This is a genomic window from Paractinoplanes brasiliensis, assembly GCF_004362215.1.
In the GTDB taxonomy this organism is placed as follows: Bacteria; Actinomycetota; Actinomycetes; order Mycobacteriales; family Micromonosporaceae; genus Actinoplanes; species Actinoplanes brasiliensis.
Genome location: NZ_SNWR01000001.1, coordinates 2,004,706 through 2,031,634, shown reverse-complemented (window position 1 = coordinate 2,031,634; position 26,929 = coordinate 2,004,706). Strand labels below are relative to the sequence as shown.

General features: G+C 71.5%; 21 protein-coding genes and 2 pseudogenes. 14 read left to right on the top strand and 9 right to left on the bottom strand.

Features of this window, described 5'->3' with window-relative positions; genetic code table 11:
• Positions 1–2: 2 nt before the first annotated feature.
• Positions 3–731, top strand: coding sequence for a 16S rRNA (uracil(1498)-N(3))-methyltransferase (locus tag C8E87_RS08820; protein WP_133872628.1), 729 nt, complete (start codon positions 3–5; stop codon positions 729–731).
• A 38-nt stretch (positions 732–769) separates the two neighbouring features.
• Here the strand turns inward: C8E87_RS08820 and C8E87_RS08815 are convergent, their stop codons facing one another.
• The gene (locus C8E87_RS08815) at positions 770–1,579 is read right to left on the bottom strand and encodes a hypothetical protein (RefSeq protein ID WP_133872627.1); all 810 of its coding nucleotides are present in this window, start codon (positions 1,577–1,579) and stop codon (positions 770–772) included.
• A gap of 176 nt (positions 1,580–1,755) precedes the next feature.
• Between C8E87_RS08815 and C8E87_RS08810 the strand changes: the two genes are divergently transcribed.
• Complete coding sequence (locus tag C8E87_RS08810; RefSeq protein WP_239080508.1) at positions 1,756–3,279, top strand: ABC transporter transmembrane domain-containing protein; 1,524 nt, start codon at positions 1,756–1,758, stop codon at positions 3,277–3,279.
• Positions 3,276–5,006, top strand: coding sequence for an ABC transporter ATP-binding protein (locus C8E87_RS08805; RefSeq protein WP_133872625.1), 1,731 nt, complete (start codon positions 3,276–3,278; stop codon positions 5,004–5,006). Before C8E87_RS08810 ends, C8E87_RS08805 begins: the two co-directional genes overlap by 4 nt.
• A 194-nt stretch (positions 5,007–5,200) precedes the next feature.
• Here the strand turns inward: C8E87_RS08805 and C8E87_RS08800 are convergent, their stop codons facing one another.
• Positions 5,201–7,576 (bottom strand): beta-glucosidase H, encoded by a 2,376-nt coding sequence (locus tag C8E87_RS08800; RefSeq protein WP_133872624.1) that lies wholly within the window; start codon positions 7,574–7,576, stop codon positions 5,201–5,203.
• Between the two features lie 84 nt (positions 7,577–7,660).
• Between C8E87_RS08800 and C8E87_RS08795 the strand changes: the two genes are divergently transcribed.
• From C8E87_RS08795 to C8E87_RS08765, 8 genes and pseudogenes are all read left to right on the top strand, one after another.
• Complete coding sequence (locus C8E87_RS08795) at positions 7,661–9,040, top strand: serine hydrolase domain-containing protein (protein WP_133872623.1); 1,380 nt, start codon at positions 7,661–7,663, stop codon at positions 9,038–9,040.
• 152 nt (positions 9,041–9,192) lie between these two features.
• Positions 9,193–9,906: pseudogene (locus C8E87_RS45405) on the top strand (PhoH family protein); the annotation flags it as partial.
• Between the two features lie 1,077 nt (positions 9,907–10,983).
• Positions 10,984–11,346, top strand: a pseudogene (locus C8E87_RS45400) (PhoH family protein); the annotation flags it as partial.
• Positions 11,347–11,368: 22 nt separating this feature from the next.
• The gene (ybeY, locus tag C8E87_RS08785) at positions 11,369–11,836 is read left to right on the top strand and encodes an rRNA maturation RNase YbeY (RefSeq protein WP_133872621.1); all 468 of its coding nucleotides are present in this window, start codon (positions 11,369–11,371) and stop codon (positions 11,834–11,836) included.
• A 2-nt stretch (positions 11,837–11,838) separates the two neighbouring features.
• Positions 11,839–13,206 (top strand): hemolysin family protein, encoded by a 1,368-nt coding sequence (locus C8E87_RS08780; protein ID WP_133872620.1) that lies wholly within the window; start codon positions 11,839–11,841, stop codon positions 13,204–13,206.
• Positions 13,199–13,576 carry a cytidine deaminase-like protein gene (locus C8E87_RS08775; RefSeq protein WP_133872619.1) on the top strand — a complete coding sequence of 126 codons (378 nt, stop codon included), beginning with the start codon at positions 13,199–13,201 and terminating at the stop codon, positions 13,574–13,576. The genes C8E87_RS08780 and C8E87_RS08775 overlap by 8 nt, the downstream gene beginning before the upstream one ends.
• A 589-nt stretch (positions 13,577–14,165) precedes the next feature.
• A complete protein-coding gene (era, locus tag C8E87_RS08770; protein WP_133876715.1) occupies positions 14,166–15,056 on the top strand; it encodes a GTPase Era in 891 nt (296 codons plus the stop codon).
• Between the two features lie 107 nt (positions 15,057–15,163).
• A complete protein-coding gene (locus tag C8E87_RS08765) occupies positions 15,164–16,339 on the top strand; it encodes an acyltransferase family protein (protein ID WP_133872618.1) in 1,176 nt (391 codons plus the stop codon).
• Between the two features lie 222 nt (positions 16,340–16,561).
• On the opposite strand, the gene C8E87_RS45390 is transcribed toward C8E87_RS08765, so the two are convergent.
• Both C8E87_RS45390 and C8E87_RS08755 read right to left on the bottom strand, forming a co-directional pair.
• Positions 16,562–17,605, bottom strand: a complete 1,044-nt coding sequence (locus C8E87_RS45390) for an acyl-CoA thioesterase domain-containing protein (RefSeq protein WP_239080507.1) — start codon at positions 17,603–17,605, stop codon at positions 16,562–16,564.
• A gap of 7 nt (positions 17,606–17,612) precedes the next feature.
• A complete protein-coding gene (locus C8E87_RS08755; RefSeq protein WP_133872617.1) occupies positions 17,613–18,398 on the bottom strand; it encodes a DUF4097 family beta strand repeat-containing protein in 786 nt (261 codons plus the stop codon).
• Between the two features lie 128 nt (positions 18,399–18,526).
• Here C8E87_RS08755 and recO point away from each other — a divergent pair, with 128 nt between their 5' ends.
• Together recO and C8E87_RS08745 are read left to right on the top strand one after the other, a co-directional pair.
• Positions 18,527–19,303, top strand: a complete 777-nt coding sequence (recO, locus tag C8E87_RS08750) for a DNA repair protein RecO (RefSeq protein ID WP_133872616.1) — start codon at positions 18,527–18,529, stop codon at positions 19,301–19,303.
• Positions 19,300–20,082 (top strand): isoprenyl transferase, encoded by a 783-nt coding sequence (locus C8E87_RS08745; protein WP_133872615.1) that lies wholly within the window; start codon positions 19,300–19,302, stop codon positions 20,080–20,082. Before recO ends, C8E87_RS08745 begins: the two co-directional genes overlap by 4 nt.
• Positions 20,083–20,158: 76 nt before the next feature.
• Here C8E87_RS08745 and C8E87_RS08740 read toward each other — a convergent pair whose 3' ends face one another.
• Positions 20,159–20,866, bottom strand: a complete 708-nt coding sequence (locus tag C8E87_RS08740) for an HAD family hydrolase (RefSeq protein ID WP_239080506.1) — start codon at positions 20,864–20,866, stop codon at positions 20,159–20,161.
• The gene (locus C8E87_RS08735; protein ID WP_133872614.1) at positions 20,863–21,156 is read right to left on the bottom strand and encodes an MTH1187 family thiamine-binding protein; all 294 of its coding nucleotides are present in this window, start codon (positions 21,154–21,156) and stop codon (positions 20,863–20,865) included. The genes C8E87_RS08740 and C8E87_RS08735 overlap by 4 nt, the downstream gene beginning before the upstream one ends.
• 310 nt (positions 21,157–21,466) lie before the next feature.
• Here C8E87_RS08735 and C8E87_RS08730 point away from each other — a divergent pair, with 310 nt between their 5' ends.
• Positions 21,467–23,641 (top strand): NACHT domain-containing protein, encoded by a 2,175-nt coding sequence (locus tag C8E87_RS08730; protein ID WP_133872613.1) that lies wholly within the window; start codon positions 21,467–21,469, stop codon positions 23,639–23,641.
• A gap of 1 nt (position 23,642) precedes the next feature.
• On the opposite strand, the gene C8E87_RS08725 is transcribed toward C8E87_RS08730, so the two are convergent.
• Genes C8E87_RS08725 through C8E87_RS08715 form a run of 3 tightly spaced genes read right to left on the bottom strand, consistent with a single transcriptional unit; the run spans position 23,643 to position 26,860 of the window.
• Positions 23,643–24,569 (bottom strand): methylenetetrahydrofolate reductase, encoded by a 927-nt coding sequence (locus C8E87_RS08725; RefSeq protein ID WP_203720861.1) that lies wholly within the window; start codon positions 24,567–24,569, stop codon positions 23,643–23,645.
• A gap of 21 nt (positions 24,570–24,590) precedes the next feature.
• A complete protein-coding gene (locus C8E87_RS08720) occupies positions 24,591–25,076 on the bottom strand; it encodes a hypothetical protein (protein WP_243755143.1) in 486 nt (161 codons plus the stop codon).
• 29 nt (positions 25,077–25,105) lie between these two features.
• The gene (locus C8E87_RS08715) at positions 25,106–26,860 is read right to left on the bottom strand and encodes a histidinol-phosphatase (protein WP_239080505.1); all 1,755 of its coding nucleotides are present in this window, start codon (positions 26,858–26,860) and stop codon (positions 25,106–25,108) included.
• Positions 26,861–26,929: the final 69 nt, after the last annotated feature.

Below are 26,929 nucleotides of genomic sequence, written 5' to 3'. Positions count from 1 at the left end.
GGGTGTCAGCCCCGATGTTCCTGGTCGAAGCCCTGCCCGCCGGCGACGTCTTCGTGCTCGACGGGCCCGAGGGCCACCATGCCGCCACCGTGCAACGGTTGCGCGCGGGGGAGACCCTGCTGCTGAGCGACGGTCGTGGCGCGCAGGCCACCGGCCGGGTCGACTCGGTCGGCAAGGGCACGGTGTCGGTGTCGCTGGTCGCGCGTTCGCTGCTGCCGGCGCCCGATCCGCAGCTGGTGGTGGTGCAGGGCATCGCCAAGGGCGACCGCGGTGAGCTGGCGGTGCAGGCGATGACCGAGATCGGCGTCGACGAGATTCTGCCGTGGGCGGCGTCGCGGTCGGTGGCGCAGTGGCGTGGCGACCGTGGCTTCAAGGCACGGGACAAATGGGCCGCCACCGCGCGTGAGGCAGCTAAGCAGGCGCGGCGTTCGTGGCTACCGAACGTAGGTGGCGATCCGGACTGCTCGACCAAGCAGGTCGCCGCGCGGCTGGGTTCCTCCGCCGCGGCATTCGTTCTGCACGAGGAGGCCACCGAGCGGCTGACCACCGTCGAGTTGCCCTCGTCGGGAGAGATCGTGCTGGTGGTCGGCCCGGAGGGCGGGATCAGCGACGCCGAGGTCGAGGCTTTCGGCGCGGCGACCCCGGTCCGGCTGGGGCGCGAGGTTCTGCGCACGTCAACCGCCGGCGTGGCGGCTCTGTCCGTTTTGTCGGCGCGGCTGGGGCGGTGGTAGACGGCTTGCCTGCCGGGGGCGCTTGAGGCCGTACGGGGTCAGCGCTTGGTTTTGAGGCCGCGGAAACGGCGGCGCTCGAGGCCGGGCAGCACGATCTGCTCGTTGAGGCCGTAACCGGTGGCGACCTGCTCCGACACGCGCGCGGCGGCCCGGCGGACCAGCAGGCGGCGCAGGCCCCGCGCCCGGATCTCGCCCGCGAACGGCCCCACCGGCCGGTTCAGCCGTTCGCTCTGCTCGGCGATCGCCGGCTCCAGGCCGGCGAACGGCACGTAGACGGCCCGCGTCCCGGCCGAGCCGAAGTGGTCGAAGGGCTCGGACCCGGCCATCGCGACGAAGGGGACACCGAGCAGCGCGAGGGCACGGTGGGCGTGGCGGTCGGGCAGAGCCACCACATGCCGTACGCCGGCGCGGTGTCCCGCCTGCAGGAACGTGCGATACAGCAGCGAGCTCACCGCCTTGTCGCCGCGGTGGGCGGGCAGCACCCCGATCGTGGCGAGCTCCCAGATCTTGCCGCCGTCGTGCAGGCCGTGCGCCTCGACGATGTCGGACAGGTCGCGCCCGATGAGGCCGGGGGCGTCGTCGAGCGTCCGGCCGCCACCCTCGACGACCCGGCCGACGGCCGCGGGCAGGTTGCTCTCACGGTCGAGCACCAGCAGGAACAGGCTCTGGTCCTCGTGGTCGGCATGATCGCGGGCCGCGGCCCCGAGGATCTGGCTCTCGACGGTGCGGGCGACGTCGGCCATCGGGTCGGACGAGGCCACGGCGAGCGCGGCGAACTGGCCGGTGGCGGGGTGCGCGGCCAGGGCGGCGGCGCAGCGCCGAGCCAGAATCGGGGACGGCAGCGTCATGCGATCAAGTCCTAGCGGGCGGAACGGAACAACCGGACGGATCCCACTGTAGGCTGAAATTACTCTCCGTGAAAATGGTGAACATCACAGATCGTCACGGAAGAAACGCCTCTTGCTATGCCGGGGGCGCCGGGCCAAGGTCGATGGTTGATGACTGTCGATGCACGCGGCCGGGCGTGAACCTCCTTGGGCGGGCGCTGCTCCGCAACCGTGGGCGCGTCACGTGCGGCAGCCTGCTCAGCGGCGTCCACCAGGGCTGCGAGGCGCTCGTCCCGATCCTGATCGGGATCATCGTCGACCGCGCGGTCGCCACTCAGGACGTCACCATGCTGATCCTCTGGGTCGGCGTCCTCGGGGCCCTCTTCCTCGTCCTGACGGTCGCCTATCGCACGGGCGCCCGTCAGCTCATGCGGGCGATCGCCGACGAGGCCCACCGGTTGCGGCTGGAAGTGGCCGCCAAAGTGCTCGACCCCCGCACGGACGTGCGCACCGGCGACGTTCTCACCCTCTCGGCGACCGACGCCGACACCACGTCGTACCTGCTCGACTATCTGCCGCGGCTGTTCGGCGCGCTGGTCGCCACCGCGGTCAGCGCCATCGGGCTGTTCCTCATCTCCGTGCCGCTGGGACTGGTCGTGCTGATCGGCACCCCGGTCGTGCTGGCCGGCCTGCAACGCGCGGCGCCCCGGATCACCCGCCGTGTCACCACCCGGCAGGAGGTTGCGGGCCGGGCCGCCTCGCTCGCCACCGACCTGGTCACCGGGCTGCGGCCGCTGCGCGGGATCGGCGCGCAGGACGCCGCAGCCGACCGGTATCGCGAGGTCAGCCGCGAATCGCTCGCCGCCACCCTGCGGGCCGCGAAGACCCTGGGCTGGTTCCAGGCGGCCTCGGACACCGTGAGCACGCTGGTCGCCTGCGGCATCGCGATCCTGGCGGGGTGGTTCGCGCTGACCGGCCGGATCACGGCGGGCGAACTGGTGACCGTGATCGGTCTGGCCGCTTTCCTGGGCGAGCCGTTCGCCACCCTCTCGGTCGCGCCCGGCTGGTTCGCCTCCTCCCGGGCGTCGGCCGAACGCATCCGCGCGCTGCTCGACCAGGTGCCCGCCGAGCCTCCCACGGGCGAAAGCCCCATTTCCCCCGTACGGGGGGAATGTGTGGGGGTGGTGGCCGAGCCTGACGCCGGGGCGCTGGTCGCGCTCTTCGACGACGGATCGCCCGACGTGCTGGTCGCGCCGCACCTGCCGGAACTGTTCACCGGCACCATCCGCGACAACCTGATCGACGCGTCGGGGTCCGAACTGCCCGCCGTCCTGCGCGCCTCGGCGGCCGACGACGTGGTGGCCGCCCACCCCGACGGGCTCGACCACGCCATCGCCGACCGCGGAGCGGCGCTCTCGGGCGGCCAGCGTCAACGACTCGCCCTGGCCCGCGCCCTGCTCGCCTGCCCCCCGCTGCTCGTGCTGCACGAGCCCACCACGGCGGTCGACGCGGTGACCGAGCGCGCCATCGCCCGCGGCATCCGCGCCCTGCGGCACGGCCCCGGCTCCACGCTCGGCACGCTGCTGGTCACCACGTCACCGGCGCTCCTGGCGATAACCGACCGGGTCGTCGTGCTGCGCGACGGCGAAGTGGTCGCCACCGGGACGCACGCCTCGCTGGCGGCGACCGACGAGAACTACCGGACGGTGGTGCTGCGGTGAGCTATGCGTTACCGGTCGCGACCCCGAGACAGACGTGGGCCTGGCTCTGCCGGCAGCTGCGGGCACACCGGATCGAGGTCGCGGTCACCGTCGCCGCCGGGCTCGGCGCGGCCGGCGCCTCGGTCGTGCCGGTCACCGCGCTCGGACGGCTGATCGACCTCGTCCGGAACGGCGCCGCCTCGGCCACGCTGGTGCCGATCGGCGTGCTGGTGCTTGTGATCGCCCTGCTCGGCGGGGTCGCCGCGGGCGCCACCACCACGCTCGCGAGCCGGCTCGGCGAACGGATCCTGGCCGGGCTGCGCGAACAGACCGTCGGGGTGGCCCTGCGGCTGCCCGTGCACACGCTCGACCGGGCCGGGCGCGGTGACCTGCTGGCCCGGGTCGGCGCCGACGTGGCCGCGGTCGGCACGGCGGTGGCCGAGGTGATGCCGACCGTCATCTCGGCGCTGTTCCTGGCCCTGCTCAGCGTCACCGCGATGTTCGGCCTGGACTGGCGGCTCGGCCTGGCCGGGCTGGCCGCGATGCCGACCTACCTGCTGGCGCTGCGCTGGTACCTGCCGCGGTCGGCGCCGATCTACGCCGCCGAGCGGGCCGCCGTCGGAGCCCGCTCCCAGCTGCTGATGGAGAGCCTGCAGGGCGTGCGCACGGTGCACGCGTACCGCCTGGAAAGCCGGCACCTGGACGCCATCAACGACGCCTCCGCCCGCGCCCGCGACCTCTCCGTCGGCGTGTTCGCGCTGTTCACCAGGTTCGTCGGCCGGATCAGCCGGGCCGAACTGCTGGGCCTGGCCACGATCCTGGTCGCCGGGTTCTGCTACGTGCGGGCCGGCTGGGGCGTCACGGTCGGGGAGACGGCCGCGGCCGCGGTGCTGTTCCACCGGCTGTACAACCCGGTCTCGATGATCCTGTTCACGTTCGACGAGATCCAGGCGGCCGGGGCCGGGCTGGCCCGCCTCGTCGGGGTGGGCACGCTCGCGGTGGCGCCGGCCGGGACCCGCACACCCGCCGACACCGACCTCACCCTGCGCGACGTGACCTTCGGCTACGACGAACGGGCGCTTGTGCTGCGCGGCATCAGCCTGCGGGTCGCGCCGGGGGAGCGGGTCGCGCTGGTCGGTTCCACCGGCGCCGGCAAAACCACGGTGGCCTCGATCGCGGCCGGGCTCCTGCGCCCCGGCAGCGGCACGGCCACCGTCGGCGGGGTGCCCGTCGACCAGCTCGTACCGGGGATCGTGGCCATCATCAGCCAGGAGGCGCACGTGTTCGCCGGCCCGCTCATCGAAGACCTGCGCCTGGCCGACCCCGACGCCACGATCGAAGCGGCGGAGGCGGCCCTGGAACGGGTGGGCGCGCTCGACTGGGCCCGCGGGCTGCCCGCCGGCCTGGCCACGGTGGTCGGCGAGGGCGGTCATCCGCTGACCGCGGCCCAGGCGCAGCAACTCGCCCTGGCCCGGCTGGTGCTGCTCGACCCGGCCGTGGCGGTGCTCGACGAGGCCACCGCCGAGGCCGGCAGCGCGGGGGCGCGGGAACTGGAGGAGTCGGCCCTGGCGGCTACCAAGGGGCGGACGACGCTGCTGGTCGCGCACCGGCTGACGCAGGCGGCGGGGGCTGATCGGATCGTGGTGCTCGAACACGGGGAAGTTGTGGAGGAAGGCACGCACGACGGCTTGGTTGCTGCGGGTGGGCGTTACGCCATGCTCTGGTCGGCCTGGCAGTCACGCTCGTGATCCGCGAGGGGTTCGCGCCCGCGACGCCACGCCCCCGCAGCGACACGCCGGTGCTTCTGGACCGACTCGAAACCGCGGGGCCCGCCCTACCGGGGGACCCCCGCCCACCGCCATTGTCGCGAGAATGGGCGAACTTGGAGGGACGGGAGCCGCCGGTCTGTGGACAACCCGGAACTGTGGATATCGTCCAAGTTCTATATGCGCAGGGTGGCCGTCAAACGCGGGTCGTCCAGCGCGTGGGCCGCTGTCACGCGGTACTCACCGGAACGTCGCGCCCAGCCGACGCCGTCCTCCCACACCTCGAACGTGCGAGCCGGCAACGGCACCCGCACGGTGACCGTTTCGCCCGGGTGCGCCTCCACGTTCTCGAACCCGGCCAGCCAGCGCTCCGGCCGCGACGGGTCCACCGGCGACGGTCCGACGTAGACCTGCACCACCTCGCGGCCGGCCCGCGCGCCCGTGTTGGTCAGCGTCACCACGGCCTCGGTCCCGTTGACCACGATCTCGTCGTACTGCCAGCTCGTGTAGCCGTGCCCGTGCCCGAACGCGTACAGCGGCGCGACGCCCGAGCGCAGCCAGCCGCGATAACCGACGAAAACCCCTTCCTCGTACGCCACCACGCCGTCCCGCGGCTCGATGGCGAGGACCGGGCAGTCCTCCTCGCGGCGGGGCCACGTGGTGGGCAGGCGCCCGCCGGGTTCGGCCACCCCGAGCAGCACGTCGGCCAGCGCCGCGCCCGCTTCCTGTCCTCCGAACCAGGTGAGCAGCGTCGCCGCGACCTCGTCGGCCCACGGCATGAGCACGGGGGAGCCGGCGTTGACCACCACGACCGTACGGGGATTGGCCGCCGCCACCCGGGAGACCAGCTCGTCCTGGCGGCCGGGCAGCGCGAGAGACGTACGGTCGAAGCCTTCGGACTCGGTCTGCTCGGTGGTGCCGACGACGACCACTGCCACGTCGGAGCCGGCCGCCAGCCGTACGGCTTCCTCGATCAGGCCGTCGGCGTCGGGGCCGGGCGCGCGGTGGCCCAGCGTGACCGACACCGTGTGAGCCATGCCGCGCACGATGCTCTGCCGCAGCACGACCGGGACGGGCACGCCGGCTTCGAGCGTCACCGTGACCCGTTCCTCGCGCGGGGACAGCAGCAGGTCGGCGCGCGTGGCGCCGGGCGGGTGCAGCGTCCCCTCGTACCGGACCTGGTCGTTGATCTTCAGCTCGAAGGTGCCGAATCCGGAGATCGCGAACGTGTGCTCGCCGCCGTCGGCCGGGGTGTACGTGGTCTCGAGGCGGATCTCGTCGACGTCGGCCGGGTCGAGGCCGCCGGGCAGCGAGCCGATCCAGCGCACCGCGGCCGGGTCGACCTGGAACGAGTGGGCGCCGACGGTGACGGTGGTGGGTTCCCAGCCGGGTCCGTGCGCGGCGGGCAGGAACGGGCGGGGGTCGGCGCCGACGGCGTACTCGACGTCCACACCGGACAGCTTGTCCTTGAGGCCGTCCAGCGGCGAGACGATGTGGGGCGGCGACACCTGGGCGCTGCCGCCGCCGAGCACACGGGCGTCGGTCGCGAGCGCGCCGATCACGGCCACCTTGGTCAGCGCGGCCGGCTCGAGCGGGAGCGTGTAGTTCTCGTTGCGTACCAGCACGAACGACCGGGTCGCCACCTCGTGCGCGACAGCGTCACCGTCCAGGTCGCCGGGGGGTGTCACGACCGGGCCGCCGTCGAGCGCGCCGACTCGCAGGGCCAGCCGCAGCACCCGCCGGGCCTTGTCGTCGATCACTTCCTCGGGCACTTCTCCACCCCGTACGGCGGAGACAAGCTTTTCCCCCCACGGGCTCTCCAGGGCCGGCATGGCGATGTCGAGCCCGCCGAGCGCCGCCCCGACCGTCGAGCGCGCGGCCCGCCAGTCCGAGACCACCACCCCGTCGAAGCCCCACTCCTGCTTGAGGATCTCGTCCTGGATCGGGCCGTTCTGGGCCATCGAGGCCCCGTTGACCCCGTTGTACGCGCTCATCACGCCCCAGCCGCCCGACTCGACGACCCGCTCGAACGGGGCCAGGTAGATCTCGCGCAGCGCCCGCTCCGGGATCCGGACGTCGACCTCCATGCGATCGGTCTCGAAGTCGTTGCCGACCAGGTGCTTGACCGTGGTGCCGACGCCGTGCTGCTGCACCCCGCGCACGAAACCGACCGCGATCTCGCCGCTGAGCAGCGGGTCCTCGGAGTAGCACTCGAAGTGCCGGCCGCCCAGGGGGGTCCGTTGCAGGTTCACCGTCGGCCCGAGCAGCAGGTGCACCCCCTTGCGGCGCGACTCCTGCCCGAGCAGCCGACCGGCCCGTTCGGCCAGCTCGACGTCCCAGGCCGCGGCCAGCGCCGTCGGGCTGGGCAGCGCGATGGACGGGTCGTCGGGGGCCCAGCCGACTCCGCGGACGCCGATCGGCCCGTCCGACATCACCAGTGAGCGCAGCCCGATCCGCTCGATCGCCGGCAGTGACCAGAAGTCCTGCCCGGCGAGCAATGACACCTTCTCCTCGAGGCTCAACTGCGCGAGCAGATGCTCGACATCCGTCATGGAAGCGCTCCCATCCCTATGGCCTGTCGGCTCCCACCTTAAGATCGCCAGGATGGAGAACCACTGCCCGACCCCGGCGGCCCGGTGACCGCCTCCGCCCGCTACGAGCGGGTTGTCCGCAAAGCGCAGGCCGACGGCCGCGTCCCTGCCCTCTCCGTCGCGCTGCGCCGGGCCGACCGGGAGCCGTGGGTGTTCACCGTCGGCGACTCCGGCAACCCCGAGCACCCGTTGAACCCCGACACCCGGTTCCGGATCGGCTCGATCACCAAGACCTTCACCGCGGTGCTCGTGCTGCAGAGCCGCGACGACGGGCTGCTCGACCTGGACGACCCGATCGGCAAGCACCTGCCGGTTCCGGCGCACGGCGACGCCACGATCCGCCGGCTGCTGTCACACACGGCCGGGTTCCAGAGGGAGCCGTACGGGGACATCTGGGACACGCTGCAAGCGCCCGACGCCACCGAGGTGCTGGCCCAGCTCGACCGGGCCGAACGCGTGCTGCCCAACGCCCGCCGCTACCACTACTCCAACCTCGGGTTCGCCGTGCTCGGCCAGCTCGTCGCCAAACTCCGCGGCGGCGCCTGGGCCGAGGTCGTCGCCGAACGCGTGCTGGGCCCGCTCGGGCTGACCGCGACCACGCTGAACCCGCCGCCGCAGGCCGCCGTCGGCTACCTGGTCGACGACTTCTCCGACGCGGCCCGTCCCGAACCGCAGACCGACCTCGGCGGCGTCGCCCCGGCCGCGCAGTTGTGGAGCACCGCGAGCGACATGGCCACCTGGGCGTCGTTCCTGGCCCACCCGGCCACGGCCGACCCGGACGGCAAGGTGCTGGCCGCCTCGACGCTCGACGAGATGCGCTTCCCGGCCACCGTGACCAACGAGGCGGTCTGGCAGACCGGTTTCGGGCTCGGCCTGATCGTCGAGCCGCAGAGCCGCTGGGTCACCCACGTCGGGCACGACGGCGCGATGCCCGGGTTCCTGGCCTCGGCGTACGGGCGGCGCGGCGGGGACGACCTCCCGGACGGGCTCGGCGCCGCGGTCCTCGGCTCCTCCGGCACCTCCCGGGTCATCGGCGAGGTTGTGCACGAGCTGCTCAAACTCGCCGTGGAACTGGACCCGGCCGACATCAAGCCGTGGAAGGCCGCGGACCCGGCCCCACGCGAGTACCGGTCGGTCCTCGGCCACTGGTACAGCGAAGGCACCCCGTTCGTGTTCTCGTGGCACGACGGCGCCCTGCGGGCCCGCCTGACCGAGCTGCCCCCGGACTCCCCGCCGGCCGTCTTCGCGCCGCTGCCGGGGCAACCCGACGTGCTCCGTACGGTCAGCGGGCGCGAGACCGGCGAGCTGCTGCGGCTGACCCGGGACGACTCGGGAACGGTCGTACGGATGCACTGGGCCACCTATCGCGTCACCCGCCGGCAGGAGGGCTTCGACGGCGGCGCGGCCTCCGACGGCGGCGAGTGAATCACCCGTGAATGAGGCCGTCCCATTTCCGGCGATAATGGCATCGGCGTTGGGGCGGCCGAGCGGATACGATGGCACGATCCTTCAGTACGCCGTCCTGGTGGGCGACGAAGAGTGAGAGAGCAGGTGGCGGAGGCCCCCAGGGCCGCCCTATGACCGGTACGCCGAACCCTTCCAGCGCGGGCTCCAGCGGCGCGGCGCGGGTGCAGACCAAGATCTCGGTTTCCGACCCGAAGATCATGGTGAACCTGCTGGGTGCCAAGGACGAGATCCTGCGGCTCATCGAGCGAACTCTCGCCAGTGACGTGCACGTCCGCGGCAACGAGATCACCATCACCGGTGACCCCGCCGAGAACGCCACCGCCGAACGCCTGTTCTCCGAGCTGATCGAGCTCATCGAGCGGGGCGAGACCCTCAGCGTCGACTCGGTGCGCCGCACCGCCACGATGCTCGAGGACGCGACCTCCGAGCGGCCCGCCGAGGTCCTCACCCTCAACATCCTGTCCCGCCGGGGCAGGACGATCCGGCCCAAGACGCTGGGTCAGAAGCGTTACGTCGACTCCATCGACGAGAACACGATCGTCTTCGGCATCGGCCCGGCCGGCACCGGCAAGACGTACCTCGCGATGGCCAAGGCCGTCCAGGCGCTGACGGCCAAGCAGGTCAGCCGGATCATCCTGACCCGCCCGGCGGTCGAGGCCGGCGAGCGGCTGGGCTTCCTGCCCGGCACCCTCAACGAAAAGATCGACCCTTACCTGCGGCCGCTCTACGACGCGCTGCACGACATGCTGGACCCCGAGTCCATCCCCCGCCTGATGGCCGCCGGCACCATCGAGGTCGCCCCGCTGGCCTACATGCGGGGCCGGGCGCAGCCGCTCACGGCCAAGGTGCTCACCCCGGACGGCTGGCGCCAGATCGGCGACCTGCGGGTCGGTGACCTTGTCGTCGGGTCGGACGGAACGCCGACCCCTGTCCTCGGCGTCTATCCCCAGGGCCGTAAGCCGGTCTACCGGGTGACGACCCAGGACGGCGCCTCGACGCTGGCGTGCGGCGAGCACCTGTGGACGGTGCGCACGGTCGACGACCGCAGCAAGGGGCGTCCCGCGCGGGTGCTGCAGACCCAGGACATGATCGGCAAGCTGCGTCGCGGCAACGTGCACCGGTACGAACTTCCGCTGGTACAGCCGGTGGAGTTCGTCCCGCAGGACGTGCCGATGGACCCGTACGCCTTGGGCCTGCTGCTCGGTGACGGCTGCCTGACCACGGCGACCACGCCGTCGTTCTCGGCCAAGGACCCGGAACTGGCCGACGCGCTCGACGCGGCCCTGCCCGGCATCACGCTGTTCCGCAAGAACGAGATCGATTACATCCTGCGCCGGTCCGACGGCGGCGGGCGCGGCGGTGTGATCACGGCGAACCCGGTGACGGCCGTGCTCCGCGAGCTGGAGCTGGACGGCACCCGTTCGCACACCAAGTTCGTGCCGGAGCGCTACCTGCTGAACAGCGCCGCGGTGCGACTCGCCGTTCTGCAGGGCCTGCTCGACAGCGGCGGCGGCCCGGTCACACAGACCGGCCGGACCTGCCGAGTGCAGTACACGACGTGCTCCGGGCGGCTCAGGGACGACGTGATCTTCCTGGTGCGCTCGCTGGGTGGCACGGTCACTCAGCGGACGAGGCCGGCGGCCGGTCGCAAGCCGGGCCTGGCCAAGGGCCGGCCGGTCGACCATCGGCACGACGCTCATGTGCTGGACATCCGCCTGCCCGAGGCCCTGGAGCCCTTCCGGCTGGAGCGCAAGCGCGAGACGTACGCCCTGGCCGGCGCCGGGACGCCGATGCGGTTCATCCACACCATCGAGCCCGAGGGCGAGACCGAGACCGTCTGCATCCAGGTCGCGGCCGAGGACTCGCTGTACGTCACGGACGACCTGATCGTCACCCACAACACCCTCAACGACGCGTTCATCATTCTCGACGAGGCGCAGAACACGACTCCCGAGCAGATGAAGATGTTCCTGACCCGGCTCGGGTTCGGGGCCAAGATCGTGGTCACCGGTGACGTCACGCAGGTCGACCTGCCGGGCGGCACGACCAGCGGTCTCAAGGTCGTCCGCGAGATCCTGCAGAATGTCGAGGACGTGCACTTCGCCGAGCTGTCCAGCTCCGATGTCGTACGCCACCGGCTGGTCGCCGAGATCGTCGACGCGTACGCGCGGTACGACGACGAGCAGGAGCGCGCCGCCACACAATCCGTCCACGCCGTCCCCGGGCGCGCCGCCAGTGGTGGCCGCTCCGGGCGCAGGCGCTGAATCAAGGGGTAAACGCACCGCTATGTCCATCGAGATCGCCAACGAGTCGGGAGTCGAGGTCGACACCGACGCGATCCTCGCGGTGGCCCGGCACGCCCTCGACGAGATGGGGGTCAACCCCCTCGCCGAGCTGTCGATCCTGCTCGTCGACATCGACTACATGGCCGAGCTCAACCATCGCTGGATGGGTGGTGACGGCCCGACCGACGTGCTCGCGTTCCCGATGGACGAGGGCAGCGTCGACCACGGTCCGGGCGAGGCGGGCACGGGGGAGCCGGCGCTGCTCGGCGACATCGTGCTCTCCCCCGAGGTGGCCGCCAAACAGGCCGTCGCGGCGGGGCACTCGGCCGCCGACGAGCTGCATCTGCTGACCGTGCACGGCGCGCTGCACCTGCTCGGTTACGACCACGCCGAGCCGGAGGAGGAGCGCGAGATGTTCGCCCTGCAGAACAGGCTCCTCCACAGCTGGCGGGCCGGACGGGCCGGCTAGCCGTGGACCCCAATCTACTTGCGGCAGGCACCGCCTCGGCGGGCCTGCCCGACGTGCAACTGATCATCTTTGCGGTCGCGCTGGTCTTCCTGGCCGGCTTGGCCTCGATGGCCGACGCCGCCCTGGGCTCGGTCTCGGCGGCGCGCGCGTCCGAGATGGCCCGCGAGGGCGAGCGTGGCGCGTCGGCGCTGGCAGCGGTCGCCTCCGATGTGGTGCGCCACCTCAACCTGCTTCTGCTGCTGCGCCTGCTGTGCGAGCTCACCGCCACGACTCTGGTCGCGCTGGTGGCCGTGGACAGCTGGGGCATCGGCTGGACGGCGGCGCTGGTCACCGCCGGCACGATGACAGTGGTCAGCTTCGTCGTGGTCGGGGTCGCACCCCGTACGGTGGGGCGACAGCACGCGTACGCGGTAGGCCGCGCGTCTGCTCCGCTGGTGCGCTGGCTGGGCAAGGTGCTCAACCCGCTCGCGTCGCTGCTGATCCTGATCGGCAACGCGGTGACCCCGGGCAAGGGGTTCCCCGAGGGGCCGTTCGGCAGCCAGGTCGAGCTGCGGGAACTGGTCGACCTGGCCGAGCAGCGCGGCGTCGTCGAGCACGGCGAGCGCGAGATGATCCATTCAGTGTTCGCGCTGGGTGACACGATCGCCCGCGAGGTGATGGTGCCGCGCACCGAGATGGTGTGGATCGAGGCGCCCAAGACGCTGCAGCAGGGGCTCTACCTGTTCCTGCGTTCCGGTTTCTCGCGCATCCCGGTGATCGGCGAGAGCGTCGACGACGTGCTCGGCGTGCTCTACCTCAAGGACGTGGTCCGCCGGACGCAGAACGGCGACCCGGCGTCGACGGCGCAGGCGGTGGCCGACCTGATGCGCCCGGCGACGTTCGTGCCCGAGTCCAAGCCGGTCGACGACCTGCTCTCCGAGATGCAGGCGGCCCGCAGCCACGTCGTGATCGTCGTGGACGAGTACGGTGGCACGGCCGGCCTGGTCACCATCGAGGACATCCTCGAGGAGATCGTCGGCGAGATCACCGACGAGTACGACGTCGAGCGCCCGCCGGTCGAGCACCTCGAGGACGGCGCCGTACGGGTCACCGCCCGGCTGCCGATCGAGGACCTCGGCGAGATCTTCGGGGTGGAGCTGCCGGCCGACGAGGTCGAGACGGTCGGCGGCCTGCTCGCGCAGACGCTGGGCCGGGTTCCGATCCCCGGCGCGCAGGTCGACGTGGGCGGCCTGCACCTGGTCGCCGAGGGCACCACCGGCCGCCGCAACCGGATCGATTCGGTGCTGGTGCGCCGGGTCGAGCCCGTGGCGGAGGACGAGACGACGAACGACGACACCGAGACAGAGGAAAGACAGCACGCCGATGCCTGAGACCGACACCACCACCTCCGCGGCCTCGGCGGCCCCGGCTTTGAGTGCCGAGGACGCCAAGCTGGTCACCCTGGCGCGGAGCGCACGCGCCCGGGTGGGTGCGGCTGAGGGAGCAGCGGTACGCGACCAGGACGGCCGCACGTACGCGGCGGCGACGGTGGCGTTGCCCAGCCTGGCCGTCACGGCCCTGCAGCTCGCCGTGGCCTCGGCGGCGTCGGCGGGCGCCACCCTGATCGAGGCGGCTGCGGTCGTCACCGAGGCTGAGTCGCTGGAAGAGGCGGGTCACGCCGCCGTACGCGACCTGGCCCCCGCGTCCCCGATCCACGTGGCCGGCCCCACCGGCGCCCTCCGCGGCACGGTCACCGCATGACCCTCGCCGTTTGCTCCTCGCGTCATGACACGATCCTCGGGTTCGGCGCGGCATGACCGACGACCGTAAGAACCCCGGTGCCGCTCCGTCCGGGTCCTCCCGCTCGGGTTCAGGTTCTTCTGGCTCGCCGGGTTCCTCCGGAGGCGAGCGGCGTCTCACCGCTGGGGAGCGTAACGAACTCCGGCGGCAGGAACGGCGGGCTGCTCGGCGGGCGGAGAACACGTCCGACGGCCGACGCTCCTCCGGCGGGCATGGCGGCGGGCACGGCGGGAACGGCGGCGGGCGTGGCGTCGGCGGCGGGCGTGGCGGTGCTGGCGGCGGGCGTGGCGCAGCTAGTGACACCGCAAGTGGTGCCGCAGGCGGTGCTGGTGGCCGCGAGGGCAGTGGCGGCCCCGATGGTCGGTCGGAGCGCGGCCGAGCCGGCGGTCTCGCGGGCGGTGAGCCGGGGCGCAAGCCGCGGACCCGCGCCAAAGGTCCGCAGCAGCCGGAAATGGGCGGGGCAGTCACCCCGCGTACGGGCGAAAAGCGCGCGGGAAACGCGCAGAGTGACCGGTCGACGCGCACTCACCGTCACAAAGAAGCAGGCCCCATCACGCACGATGACACTTATCGCGCTGGCTTTGTGTGTTTTGTCGGGCGGCCGAATGCCGGTAAGAGCACGCTGACCAACGCGATCATCGGGCAGAAGATCGCGATCACGTCGAACAAGCCGCAGACGACCCGGCACGTCATCCGGGGCATCGTGCACCGCGAGAACGCGCAGCTCGTGCTGGTCGACACCCCGGGTCTGCACCGGCCGCGCACGCTGCTGGGCGAGCGGCTCAACGATCTTGTGCGTGAGGTGTGGAGCGAGACCGACGTGATCGGTGTCTGCTTCCCGGCCGACGAGCCGGTGGGTCGCGGCGACCGGTTCATCTCGTCGGAGCTGGCCGAGCTCAAGGCGACGGTGATCGCGGTGGTGACCAAGGTCGACCTGGTCGACCCGGCCACGCTGGCCCGGCACCTGCTCGCGGTCAGCGAGCTGTACGACTTCGCCGAGATCGTGCCGGTCAGCGCGGTGTCGGGGCATCAGGTGCAGACGCTGGTCGACGTGCTGGTCAAGCACCTGCCCGAGTCGCCGCAGCTCTATCCCGACGACGTGCTCACCGACGAGCCCGAGCAGGTGCTGATCGCCGAGCTGATCCGCGAGGCCGCGCTCGAGGGCGTGCGGGACGAGCTGCCGCACTCGATCGCGGTGCTGGTCGAGGAGATGATGGTCGAGGGCAAGCTCACCAAGATCTATGCAGATCTTTATGTCGAGCGTGACAGCCAGAAATCGATCGTGATCGGGTCGCGGGGTGTCCGGCTGAAAGAGGTCGGCAGTAAGGCCCGCGCCGAGATCGAGCAATTACTCGGCACCCGGGTTTATCTCGATCTTCACGTCCGGGTGGCCAAGGAGTGGCAGCGTGACCCCCGTCAGCTCCGCAAACTCGGCTTTTGATCATCGCAATTCCCGGGGCCGTGAAATTCAAACCTGGTAATGCATCGATTATGGGATAATTCACGCTGGTTTGCGGGCGCGGGAATGACTGGGTAACAACGGTTCTCATGCGCAACCGGTACCTGGATCTGCTGCGAGCAGTCGCAACCGTCCGGGTCGTGGTCTACCACTCGACCGGCTGGGCAGCCCTCACCATCGTCTTCCCGGCCATGTCGGTGATGTTCGCGCTGGCGGGCTCGATGATGGCGGCGTCACTGGACCGCTACGGTCTGTTCGCGGTCGAGCGCCGCGTTCACCGCCTGTTGCCGGCTCTCTGGGTGCTCGCCGCCGTCGCCGTCCCCACGATGCTCGCATTCGGCATGGCGTGGGACTGGCAAGTGCTGCTGTGGGCCTTCCCGCTCGTCGACCCGCCGGCCGAGGGCTACTGGCTCCAGGCCCTCGCCGCCACATGGTATTTGCGCGACTTCCTATGGTTCGTCCTGCTGTCCCCGCTGCTGTTGCCGTTGTTCCGCCGTTTCCCCCTGACAACCCTTGCCTTCCCGTACGGGGCCCTCGCCGTCATCACGGTCGCCGGTCTCACCCCGCCACTGATCGTGCGTGACCTGGCCCTGTACGGCGGCGCCTGGCTGCTCGGTTTCGCCCACCACGACGGCCTGCTGGCCCGCCCCCGAACCACCCTGCCCGCGTCAGGAGCTACCGCCCTGTCCGGCCCTGGCGCTTCGCGTGATCGGTCCGAAAGCGCCCCGCAAGCCCTCCCCGCTCCCACCGCTGCGCCTGCCCGGGGCGCCGCGCTGGCCCGTTACCGCTGGTGGATCGTCGGTGTGTCCGGAGTGACCAGCGCGGTGTGGGCGCTGACACATCCCGGCCCACGCGGGTTCGACCTCAACGACATCCCGCTCGCCAACGCCCTCTGGTCGGCCGCGTTCATCCTGGTGGTGCTCGGTTTCGCCCCGCGGATCGCCGCGCGCCGCAGCCTCACCGTGCTCAACTCCCGAGCCCTCACCATCTACCTCTGGCACGTCCCACTGATCATCGTCGTGGTCCGGCTGGCCGAGGCGACCGGCCTGCCCGTGCACGGCTGGGTCGGCATCTCGTGGCGCCTCGCCGTGGTCACCGCGCTGCTGGGCCTCGTCGTGATGGCCGTCGGCTGGGTCGAGGACATCTCAGCCGGCCGCCGCCCCGCACTGATCCCGGGCCGCCCACGCCGAACCGCCCCGGTCTCCCCGGCCCCCGCCGGTGCGAGCGGTTTGCAGCCCCGGCGAGAGCGCTCGACGAGCAGCTGACGGGCGCGCCTCAGCCCGCTGGCGGGTGCGTCCCAGTCCGCTGGCGGGCGCCTCAGCCCGCTGGCGGGTGCGTCCCAGTCCGCCCGGCTGACGTCTGCCCCAAGGCCCGGAAGCGCTGTCCACAACGCCGACTTATCCACAAGGGCCCCAGCAGAGATCGCCGAAACGCGAGACAATCGCATCGGGGGGCGCCCCTGCGGGTGGGGTGATCGACTCGCCGGGTCAGCGGGCGCGCACCACCAGCGGCTGGGACACCTGGCCGATCGCGCCGTCGAAGTCGTAGAGCTCGCCCGAAGTCAACCCCAGTCCGTCGTTGCTGAGTGCTGTGCGGCAGGCCAGGTGCACCCACTCGCCGCCGGCCGGGCGCAGCAGCGTGGTTGTCATGGTGGGCGGGATCGACAGCCACTTGTCCATCGGCAGCACCGCCGACAGCCCGTTCGCCGAGTCGGCCACGATCAGCGCCCTGTCCTGCCCGTCGAGTTCCTGTCCGTCGAGCAGCGGCATCCGCACCCGGGTCCACACGTGCGTCTCGCCGTTGGAGCTGCCGGAGCTGCCGGAGCTGCCGGAGCTGCCGGAGCTGCCGGAGCTGTCGGGGCGGTCGGGGCTGCCGGTCCTGTCGGGGCGGTCGGGGCTGCCGGAGCGGTCGGAACTGTCGGGGCGGTCGGGGCTGCCGGAGCGGTCGGAACTGTCGGGGCTGTCGGGGCTGCCGGAGCGGCCGGAGCTGTCGGGGCTGTCGGGGCTGCCGGAGCGGTCGGAACTGTCGGGGCTGTCGGGGCTGTCGGGGCTGCCGGAGCCGTCGGAACTGTCGGAGCCGCCGGAACTGTCGGACCAGCCCAGCTCGCCTTTCGAGACCCGCCACTCGGTGGCCTGTCCGTAGCCCCATTCCTCCATGCCGGGGAACGTGTGCTCGGTCTCGGGCAGCGGGTCCGCGTGGTCGGCCGGGGTGCTCACCGGTGGGGTCGGGCCGGGCGCGAGGTGCCACGCACGAGCGGTCACCGCGACCCGTCCGTCGATCACCATGCGGGCCTCGTTGAGCATGGTGAGGCGGCCCGGCTTGATCGTGGACACGTCCACCCGGCAGTCGCGGCGCGGAATCGGGCCCAGGAAGTCGACCGAGATGCGCGCCAGCCGCAGCCCGCCGACCGCGAGCACCCGCCCGAGGAGCGCGGCCGGTGGGCCGCCGTGCTGCATCTCGGTGTCCCATGGGCTCTCGGTCGAGCGGGTCGGCCGGAACTGGTTGTCGCCGAGCGGCAGATAGAAGCTCATGCCCCGATCATGCCGCGCTGATCGACGCGTCCCCGCTGGCGGTGCGCAAGTTCAGCACGGTCGCCGAGCGGGGGTCGTTGACCAGCCCGGTGATGTTGGCCTCGCCCGAGCCGGTGTGGGTCTCGATCTTGTAGTTGCCCACCGGCACCCGCACTTCGACGTCACCGCTGGTCGTCTGGGCGGTCACCGAGGCGGCCGAGGTCAGCATCGCGGTGATGTTGCCCGAGGTGAGCTTGAGGGTCAGCGGCCCGGCGGCGTCGATGACGTCGATGTCGCCCGAGGTCGATTGGATGTCGACGGCGTTCTTCGCGTTCACCACCCGCATGTCGCCGGAGGTGGCCCGCAGCTTCACCTTGCCGGCGGGTTCCGCGATGTTCACGTCGCCCGAGGTCAGCTTGACGTCGGTGTCGCCGACCGATCTGAGCGAGATGTCGCCCGACCGCAGCTCGCCGCTCACCTTCACCCCGGGCGGGGCCACGATCTCGTACGACACCGAGCAGTCGTGCCCGCACGAGGTGTCGATGAGCAGCTTGGTGCCCTGCAACCGGTACGACTCGCCCGGGTCGGTGCTGCGCCGGATGATCCGCTTGATGCTCGTCTCGGTGACGGCGGCGGTGCGGATCGCGACGTCGCCGCTGCCCCCGTCGAGCTGGATCTCGGTGATCTTCGTCTTTTCGGTGTCGTCGTAGGTCATCTGAGCCCCGACCACTCCGGCACACCCTGTCAGGGTGGTGGCCGCCGTCGCGGCGATGAGGACGAGAGCGCCGGCGCGCCGGGTGAGTGTCGCGGTCATGGTGTTGACGCTATGACCCGGCCGGTGCGGGCACCATCGGTCCTGTCACTGACCGTTCCCCGAGATGACCCTGAGACCGGGTCAGGGTCGCGGCCGGTCCGGTCGCACCCAGGAGGCAGAATGGCGGGGTGCCTGCCGCCGGATACCGCCGCCATCTCTACCGCGACGACGCGGTGGTGCTGCGTGTGCAGAAACTCGGCGAGAGCGACCGCATCATCACGTTGCTCACCCGTCGCCACGGCCGTCTGCGGGCCGTCGCCCGGGGGGTGCGGCGCACGTCGTCGCGGTTCGGCGCCCGGCTCGAGCCGTTCGGTCACATCGACCTGCAGCTCGCCGGCTCGCCCGAGGGGGTGGGCAGCTCGCTGCACGCGGTGAGCCAGGTCGAGGCGGTCGCGCTCTACGGCAAGCAGTTCCTCACCGACTATCCGCGTTACACGGCGGCCAGCGCGATCGCCGAGACCGCCGAGCGGCTCACCCCGGTCGAGCGGGAGCCGTCGTTGCGGCTGTTCCAGCTCACCCTGGGCGCGCTGAAGGCGTTGTCGCTCGGCGAGCATGCGAGCAGCCTGGTCCTCGACGCCTACCTGCTGCGGGCCATGGCAACGGCCGGGTGGGCGCCGGCGATCGCCGAGTGCGCCGTCTGCGGCACGGACGGGCAGCATGCCGCCTTCTCGGTGCCGGCCGGCGGCGCGGTCTGCCCCGACTGCCGCCCGCCGGGTGCGGCCCACCCCGCCCCGGCCACGCTCGGCCTGATGAACGCGTTGACCGTGGGCGACTGGGTGGTGGCCGACGCGAGCGAGTCACCGGTGCGCCGCGAGTGCAGCGGCCTGGTCGCCGCCCACCTGCAATGGCACATGGAGCGGGCGTTGCGCTCGCTTCCGCTGGTCGATCGACGGGAGAGCCCATGACGCCGCGTCCACCCACCCCGCACCTGTCCGGCGTGACACCGCCCGAGCTGCCCAAGGCGGCGCTGCCCCAGCACGTGGCGCTGGTCATGGACGGCAACGGCCGCTGGGCCAAGGAACGGGGGCTGTCCCGCACCAAGGGGCACGAGCAGGGCGAGTTCTCGCTGTTCGACACCATCGAGGGCGCGATCGAGCTGGGCGTCCCCTACCTCTCGGCGTACGCGTTCTCCACCGAGAACTGGAAGCGTTCGCCCGAGGAGGTGCGCTTCCTCATGGGCTTCAACCGCGACGTCATCCGCCGCCGCCGTGACCAGCTGGTCGAGCTGGGCGTACGGGTGGTGTGGTCGGGCCGCCGCGGCCGGTTGTGGAAAAGCGTGATCTCCGAGCTCGAGACGGCGCAGGAGATGTCGAAGCACAACAAGACGCTGACCCTGCAGTTCTGCGTCAACTACGGCGGCCAGGCCGAGATCGCCGACGCCACGGCCGCGATCGCCCGTGATGTCGCCGCGGGCAAGCTCAAGGCCGACCGGATCAACGAGAAGACGATCGCGAAATACCTGTATCACCCCGAGGTGCCCGAGGTCGATCTGTTCCTGCGCCCGTCGGGCGAGCAGCGCACGTCGAACTTCCTGCTCTGGCAGTCGGCGTACGCGGAAATGGTCTTCCTCGACACCCTGTGGCCCGACTTCGACCGGCGTCACCTGTGGTACGCGTGCGAGCTGTACGCCAGCCGCGACCGCCGCTTCGGCGGAGCGATCCCGAATCCGGTCAGCCCGACCTGAGCCGGTTGTGGCCGGCCCGCCCGCCGAGGCTGCCCTGAACCCCGGGCGGTGGGACGCTGGTGTGCAGGCGGCCGGCTCAGCCGGAGGTGAGTTCGTCGGCGGTCAGGCCGTCGGTGGTGAGGATGCGGACTGCCGCCTCCACGTCGGACAGGTCGGGCAGCACGGCGTGGGCCCCGGCCAGCACGAGGTCGGCCATCCTGGTCCGGCCGGTCGCCACCGCCACGGCGAAAGCGCCGTTCGCGAGCGCGGCTGCCACGTCGTTCACGGTGTCGCCGATGACGACGGGTTCGAACCGTTCGCCGTATTTGGCCTCGGCGCGCTCCAAGCTGCGCCGCACCAGGGTGGCGCGCACGCTGTCGTCGCTGCCGTAGCCGCCGACCTCGGCGTCGAACGCGTCGCTGAGCCCGAACGCCGCGACCTTGGCCGCCGCCACCTCGGGCACGTTGCCGGTGACCAGCGTCTGCACCACGCCCGGGTCGTCGCCGAGGCGGGACAGCACCTCGGGCACCCCGGGCATGAGTTCGCCCTGCTCGGCGAACAGGTGCTGCCGGTCGCGCACCTCGTCGACGTACCGCAGGAAGAACCGCTCGGGCGTGCAGTCGGTCACCCCGTGGGTCGCGAAGACCTCGGCGCAGACGTCCATGTCCGTACGCCCGCCGAAGCTGGGCGTGGCGCGCCACGGCACGTCGGTGAGCGCCACAAAAGCCGCTTTCCACGCCGTCGCCGCGACCCCGCCGCCGCTCAGCAGCGTGTAGTCGATGTCCCACATCACCAGGCGTCTCACTCGCGCAACACCCGCTCGATGTGCTCCACCTTGGCGGTGAGCGCCCCGGTCACCCCGGGACGCACATCGGCCTTGAGCGAGACGCTGACCCGAGGCGCCTTGGCGGCCACCGCGTCGACGGCCTGCTTCACGACGGCCATCACCTCGTCCCACTCGCCCTCGACCGTGGTGAACATGGCGTCGGTGCGGTGGGGCAGCCCGGAGGCGCGCACGACACGCACCGCCTCGGCGACCAGATCACCGACGGAGTCACCCACCCCGAGGGGTGTCACTGAGAACGCAACCAGCACCCGCCCATCGTCGCAGGCTTCCCCCGTAGAAAGGCAAGCCTGTGGACAACTCGTCCGAGAGCGATTTCACTCCGCGTTCCCGCTGGTCAGCATCCGTGGTGTGGCGGAGCGTCAAGGCCAAAGCGGATCGCGCTCTCACGGCTTGGCCGCGTCCAGCGCCTCGGCGCTCGTGGCCGCCCGGGGCCGGAACGCCTTCCCCAGGCGGCGGTCTCGGCGCAGGCCAGGCCAGGTTCGCGACCAGCCACTGAGGATCTCGCCGGGCTTGGCGGACCCTGAGACAATCGAGGGCCTCCCGGGCGAAGGGTGAGCGATGGGCCGAGCGGCGGTGCGCGTTCTGCAGGTCCTGCTGGCCACGCTCGGCGGGCTCGTGATTCTGCCCTTCGCGGTCAACCTTGAGACCGGCGGCACCGCGCCACAGTGGCTCCAGCCCTTCCGCCCGGTCATGTGGCCGACCGCGCTGGGTTGCCTGCTGCTGCTGATCGGCCTGGAGATCTGGGACAGGGTCGGAGCGGGCGACCCGGCACGGCCGGCACGCCGGACCGACGACGAGCGCAACGTCCGCCGCGCCCTGGAACAGGTGTCGCGATACGTCGCGGCCCGGCGTCTCGGCCTGCTCGACGAGCGGATCCGGCTGACGCTGGACGAGCGTCCGGACGCGGTCCGGCAACCGCTGCACCTGGTGCAGCGGGTCAGCGGAAACGCGTTCGAGCTCTCCGAGGACGTCGCTCTGGCCGACGTCTTCGACGAGATGGACGAGTCGATGCTGATCCTGGGCGCGCCCGGCGCCGGCAAGACGACGCAACTTCTCGACCTCGCGGGCGAGCTTGTGGCCCGGGCGCAACCCGCGGGGAACGTCCCGGTCGTGCTCGACCTGGGTGGCTGGGCGCGCCCGCGCCGGTCGTGGTTCCGGCCGCGCGGTGTCGAACGCGCGCCTCGGCCCCTGGCCGAGTGGATCGTCACCGAGTTGCAGTCACGTTATCGGATTCCCGCGCCGATCGGCCGCGCCTGGCTGCACGACGGCCGGCTGGTGCTGCTCCTGGACGGTCTCGACGAGGTCGAGGAGTCGTTCCGGGAGCGCTGCCTGGATGAGATCAACGCGTTGCAGGAGAGGATCCGGACGGCGCGGCTCGTGGTCTGCAGCCGCGAGGCCGACTACGACCGCCTGACCGGGTCGCTGCGAGCGCAGGGGGCGGTCGTCATCCGGCCGCTGACCAAGGAGCAGATCCTGGACTACCTCGGTGACGTCGCGCCGGTGCTGACCGACGACGCCGAACTGTGGGAGGTGCTCACCACCCCGCTGATGCTGAACGTCGTGGTGCTGGCGCGCGGAAACGAGGACTGGGACGAGGTTGCCCGCGCCTCCGGGCCGGCCGAGCTGCGGCGGCTGCTTTTCGACGCGTACGTGGTGGAAGTGCTCGCGCGGAATCGGGGTGGCAGCGGGCCCGCCCCCGCGGAGACGCTCCGAGCGATCCAGATTCTCGCGTGCGCGTCGGCAGCGTCGGGCAGCGGCACAGGCCTCACCGCGCTTGACGGCGACGCTCTCACCTCGCGGGTCAGCCGGGCGGCGGCCGAGGTCACGACGTTCTGGCTCATGCCGATCTGTCAGGTGCTGGGCGCTGTGTCGGTGACCGCGGTGGCCGCGGCCTGGGCCGGCCGCGTGTTCGGGGCCGGGGTGGCGGCCCTGTGCGTGAGCTTTGTCGCCTCGGCCTGGTCGCAGGCGCCGGTACGTCCGTCGATCGCGCGCCGGACGACGCTGCTCGCCTTCGTGGCGATCGTGGCGGTGGTGAACGTTGCTGTCCTCGCGTTGCTGTTCTGGTCGGCCCGCAACATCCCCCTGCCGTCCCGAACCGCCGCGGGGGTGACGGTCGCCGTCGCCACGCTTCCGACCGTGTGGCTTCTGCTCCGAGCCGTCACCCGCAAGGTCGTCACCTGGCGCTTCTTCTGGCAGGCCCAGGCCGTGGCGGCCGGCACGGTGGTGTTCGTGGTGGTGGTCGGCGTCCGCCGGGAAGCCGTCGTGGGCTTTGTTCTTGGTGTCTTCGTCTTGCTGGTGGTGATGACGTTCGATCCCCGCGAGGGGCAGCGGAAGGCCTTGGCCGTCGAGGGCCGGCCCAGTCTTCCCCGGAAGGCGCTGGCCGTGCTGGCCCTGTTCGGGACAGCGGTGCTGGTGGGGCGGGGCGCCGAGGCGGTGCCGCTCGACGCGATCAGCGGTGTCGTACTGGCCTTCCTGCTGGGCATGTTCCCGATCGCGTTCGTCGGCATCACGGCCGAGCAGGTGCTGAACAGGGTCGCGTTGTCAGTGGCGGGCGAGCCCGATCCGTGGCGGCGGTCGTTCCTGCGCTCCACCGCGGATCGCGGACTGCTGGTGCGCATCGCACGCGAGTACCGCTTCGCCCACCTGCTGATCAGGGATCACCTGGCCGGCTGCGACCCGGCCGCGCTCGGCGCCGCGGTGCAACGACGCCGAGCGGAGCTGGTGGCGGCCTGAGTCAGGCTCGGAGCAGGGCGGCGACCTCGCGGGCCAGTTCGGTGCTGGCCTCGATCTCGGCCTTACGGATGGAGACGCTCTCGACGTTGAAGCCGTACGGCATGCCCAGGCGTTCGCAGTAGGCCTTCAGGTCGCGCGCGATGGCCAGGCATTCGCGGCGGGAGTCGGCCAGTGGGTCGGGGGACTCGCGCAGTTCGGTGGCGAGCCACGGCGGCACCTCGACACCCAGCCATTCCAGGAACTCCAGCGTCTTGGCCGAGCCGCACAACGAGAGCGTGAAGATGATCGGGCGGGGCGTGATGCCGGCGTCGCGGCAGGCGAAGAAGTAGTCGGAGACCAAGTTCTTCGTCTCGTTGAGGTCGTAGACCACCTGGGAGATGAAGAAGGTGCAGCCGCGTTCCTGCTTGGTCAGCATGCGCAGGTGCTCGTCGCCGTGCCGGGCGTGCCTTTCGCCGATCACCACCGCGCCGAGCGGCAGGGCCGGGCTCACCTCGTGGTGCAGACGCTGGGCCCGGCGTAGCGACGTCCGTACGGGTTTGGTGTGCGACGACGAACCCACGAAGACGGTGAGCAGTTCGGGGGAGGCGGACGACAGCCAGCCGCGCAGATCCTGCTCCTCGTACTTGCCGACGCAGCGGTAGATGACCGTCGGCTTGTCCCAGTCGCCGAGGTGGTCGGCGTGGAACGACGCCGGGTCGAGCGTCGGCAGGTACGGGAACGGGCGTTCGTCGGGATTGCGGTCCGACTCGTCGTCGATGTCGTAGAGGATCAGACCGTCGAGATCCAGCTCAGCCAGCCGGCGCACGGTGATCCCGGCTATCTCCTTGACCCGCTCGGGGGCGGTGGCGCGCCGGGGCGGGGTGATGCTGAAGAGCATCACCCCGCCCCGCGCTTCGGCGAGTTTCGACTGCAGCGAGTTACGTGACACGGCCCCAGCGTAGAGAAGGGCCTACCCGTGGTCGGCGCAGCAGGGGGTGGGATCCCGCGTTTCGAACGGCACGAGCACTCCACCCGCAGCCGGCATGGTCACCAGAACGAGATCGTCGCCGCGGTACTGGGGACGGACAAAATCGCGGGTGTCCACGATCTGGCCGGGGTCGGCGGCCCCCGAGCCGAGAATCTCGACCCGGTCGATCGCGGTGCGCTCGAGCAGTTCCGCCACGGTGAGCCGCCCGGTCAGCCCGGACGAGCCCGGGAAGACGACGGCTCGCCCGAACCTCCCGGCCGCCGCGGCATCGGCACCGGCCCGAAGATCGTCCGCGGTCTCGAAGGACGCGGTCTCCGAGGGCACGGCCGACGTCACGCTGATCGCCACATGTGGGAACGGCGCCTGCACAAGATGCGTGCAGGCCAGCGTGGGCGCCGGCTCCAGCGAGAGGATCCAGTGGTCGGCCTCGGAGACCTCGCGGTGACCGAGGCTGACCCCGGTCGTCACGAGGCTCCGAGCGGCCGAGCGGTACAGGGTCACTTGGGCAGAACCCAGATCGGGTTCGTGTAGAACCACAGGTCGCCCCACGGGTCGGCGTCGCCGAGCACGTCCAGCTTCGGGCCCACCGGGTCGACGGCGGCGCCCATCAGGCCGGCCTGCGTACGGTTCGCGTCGGTGCCCCGGACCCGCACGTAGAACGGCTTGTCGAGGCGGCCGAACGAGTAGGTGAACGACACCCTGCCCGACTTCTTGCCGACCTCGAACGACTTGACCACCTTGGTGTTCGGGGCGGTGAAGGCGTCCTTGTCGGCGACCGGGCCGGTGACCGTGCCGACGATGACGTCGACCCGCTTGAGCACCGGGATGAACTGCGCCCAGTTCGGCACGTCCTGCAGGTCGATGTCGAGCGTGATCTCGGTCGAGGTGCCCCGCTTGACGTGCAGCACGCCGCCGAGCGGGGTGCCGGACGACGAGCGGCGGTCGCCGGCCACGCGGACCCGGGCGTCCAGGCCCTTGATCAGCCGGCCGTGGTCGACCCAGACGCGGCCGGCGCGCAGGCCGTCCATGACCTGCTTGTAGCCCCACGACGTGGCGCCGACGGTGGTGCGGCCGTAGAAGCCGGGCCAGAAGTCACCCGCCGTGGTCAGCGTCTTGCCGGTGTAGACCGGGTCGTTGTATTTGCCGTTGGCCTCGAAGTCGCTGCCCGGGCCCCGGTCCGACTGGTCCAGATAGTTGACGTGCGAGTCCGAGTTGACCGTGATCCACCAGGCCTTGCCCTCGGCGAGCAGGCTGTCCCACAGGCCGCCGACGGTGGAGGTCATCCAGTCGAAGCCGCCCCAGGTGCGGTAGCTCTCCGGCGGGTAGCCGGGGAACGACGCGGCCGACGGGTTGTTGTCGTAGTAGCCCCGGGCGCCGCCGCGGCCGTTCGGGGCGGGGATGCCCGCGGCCTGGTGGCCGGGCGCGCCCTCGAAGCCGATGGCGACCGACGGGTCGGCGTCACGCCAGTTGCGGATCTCGTGCGGCGAGTCGATGCCGCGCCGGGCCGGGTGGTTGGCCAGGAACAGGGCGGCCTCGACCTTGCGCGCCCGCACCTGCGAGCCGAGGAACTTGATGCCGGCGATCGCGGCGGCCTCGTTCTGCGCGGGGGTGTTGGTGGCGGGCAGCAGGTTGCCGTCGTAGTTGGTCTCGAACTGCTTGAGGACCTCGACCTCGTGCTTGCTGGGGGCCACGAAGACGGTCGCGTGCTCGGCGGCCGGGATGTTCCACTCCAGGCCCTGGAACGTGAGCAGGTCCTTGAGTTCTTCGCGGGTGGCCCGGATGTCCGGGTTCACCTTCTCGACACCGATCTTGGCATGGGCGACGCTGCCGTGGTCGGTGATGACGACCCAGTCGAGGCCGAACGCGCGGCCGTGCCGGGCCTGGTCGATCACCCGGTACTGGGCGTCCGAACTGTACTGGGTGTGGATGTGGTGGTCGCCGGCGAGCCAGGCGAACCCGCCCTTCTCGGTGCCGCCCCCGGCCGGGCCGTGGCTGTGCGGCAGGCCGGCGGCCTGCGCGGCGGACGGGGTGGCCAGCACGGAGGCCGCGGCGCCCGCGCCCAGCAGGCCGGCTCCCCGGAGGAACCCACGACGCGAGACGTCGGACGGCGACAGCTCGCTGTCCGGGATGCTCAGGTCGAGAGCCGGGGAAAGGTCGCCTCCGGCACCCTCGTGCGCGTGGTCGTGATGGTGGTCGTGACCGTGACCCATATCGGTGATCTCCCACAGATGGATGCATGCGTACTCGGGCACACATTCGTCCCGGCAGATCAACACCGCATGTACCGTGCCTGACTTTCGTCAGTACGGGCGGCTGCCGTT

Bases quoted from the DNA above. Each gene is read 5' to 3' on its own strand.
- C8E87_RS08730 (WP_133872613.1), top strand. From the start codon at position 21,467: ATGGGCCGAGCGGCGGTGCGCGTTCTGCAGGTCCTGCTGGCCACGCTC.
- C8E87_RS08815 (WP_133872627.1), bottom strand. From the start codon at position 1,579: ATGACGCTGCCGTCCCCGATTCTGGCTCGGCGCTGCGCCGCCGCCCTG.
- C8E87_RS08800 (WP_133872624.1), bottom strand. From the start codon at position 7,576: ATGACGGATGTCGAGCATCTGCTCGCGCAGTTGAGCCTCGAGGAGAAG.
- C8E87_RS08765 (WP_133872618.1), top strand. From the start codon at position 15,164: ATGCGCAACCGGTACCTGGATCTGCTGCGAGCAGTCGCAACCGTCCGG.
- ybeY (WP_133872621.1), top strand. From the start codon at position 11,369: ATGTCCATCGAGATCGCCAACGAGTCGGGAGTCGAGGTCGACACCGAC.
- C8E87_RS08755 (WP_133872617.1), bottom strand. From the start codon at position 18,398: ATGACCGCGACACTCACCCGGCGCGCCGGCGCTCTCGTCCTCATCGCC.
- C8E87_RS45390 (WP_239080507.1), bottom strand. From the start codon at position 17,605: ATGAGCTTCTATCTGCCGCTCGGCGACAACCAGTTCCGGCCGACCCGC.
- C8E87_RS08775 (WP_133872619.1), top strand. From the start codon at position 13,199: ATGCCTGAGACCGACACCACCACCTCCGCGGCCTCGGCGGCCCCGGCT.
- C8E87_RS08745 (WP_133872615.1), top strand. From the start codon at position 19,300: ATGACGCCGCGTCCACCCACCCCGCACCTGTCCGGCGTGACACCGCCC.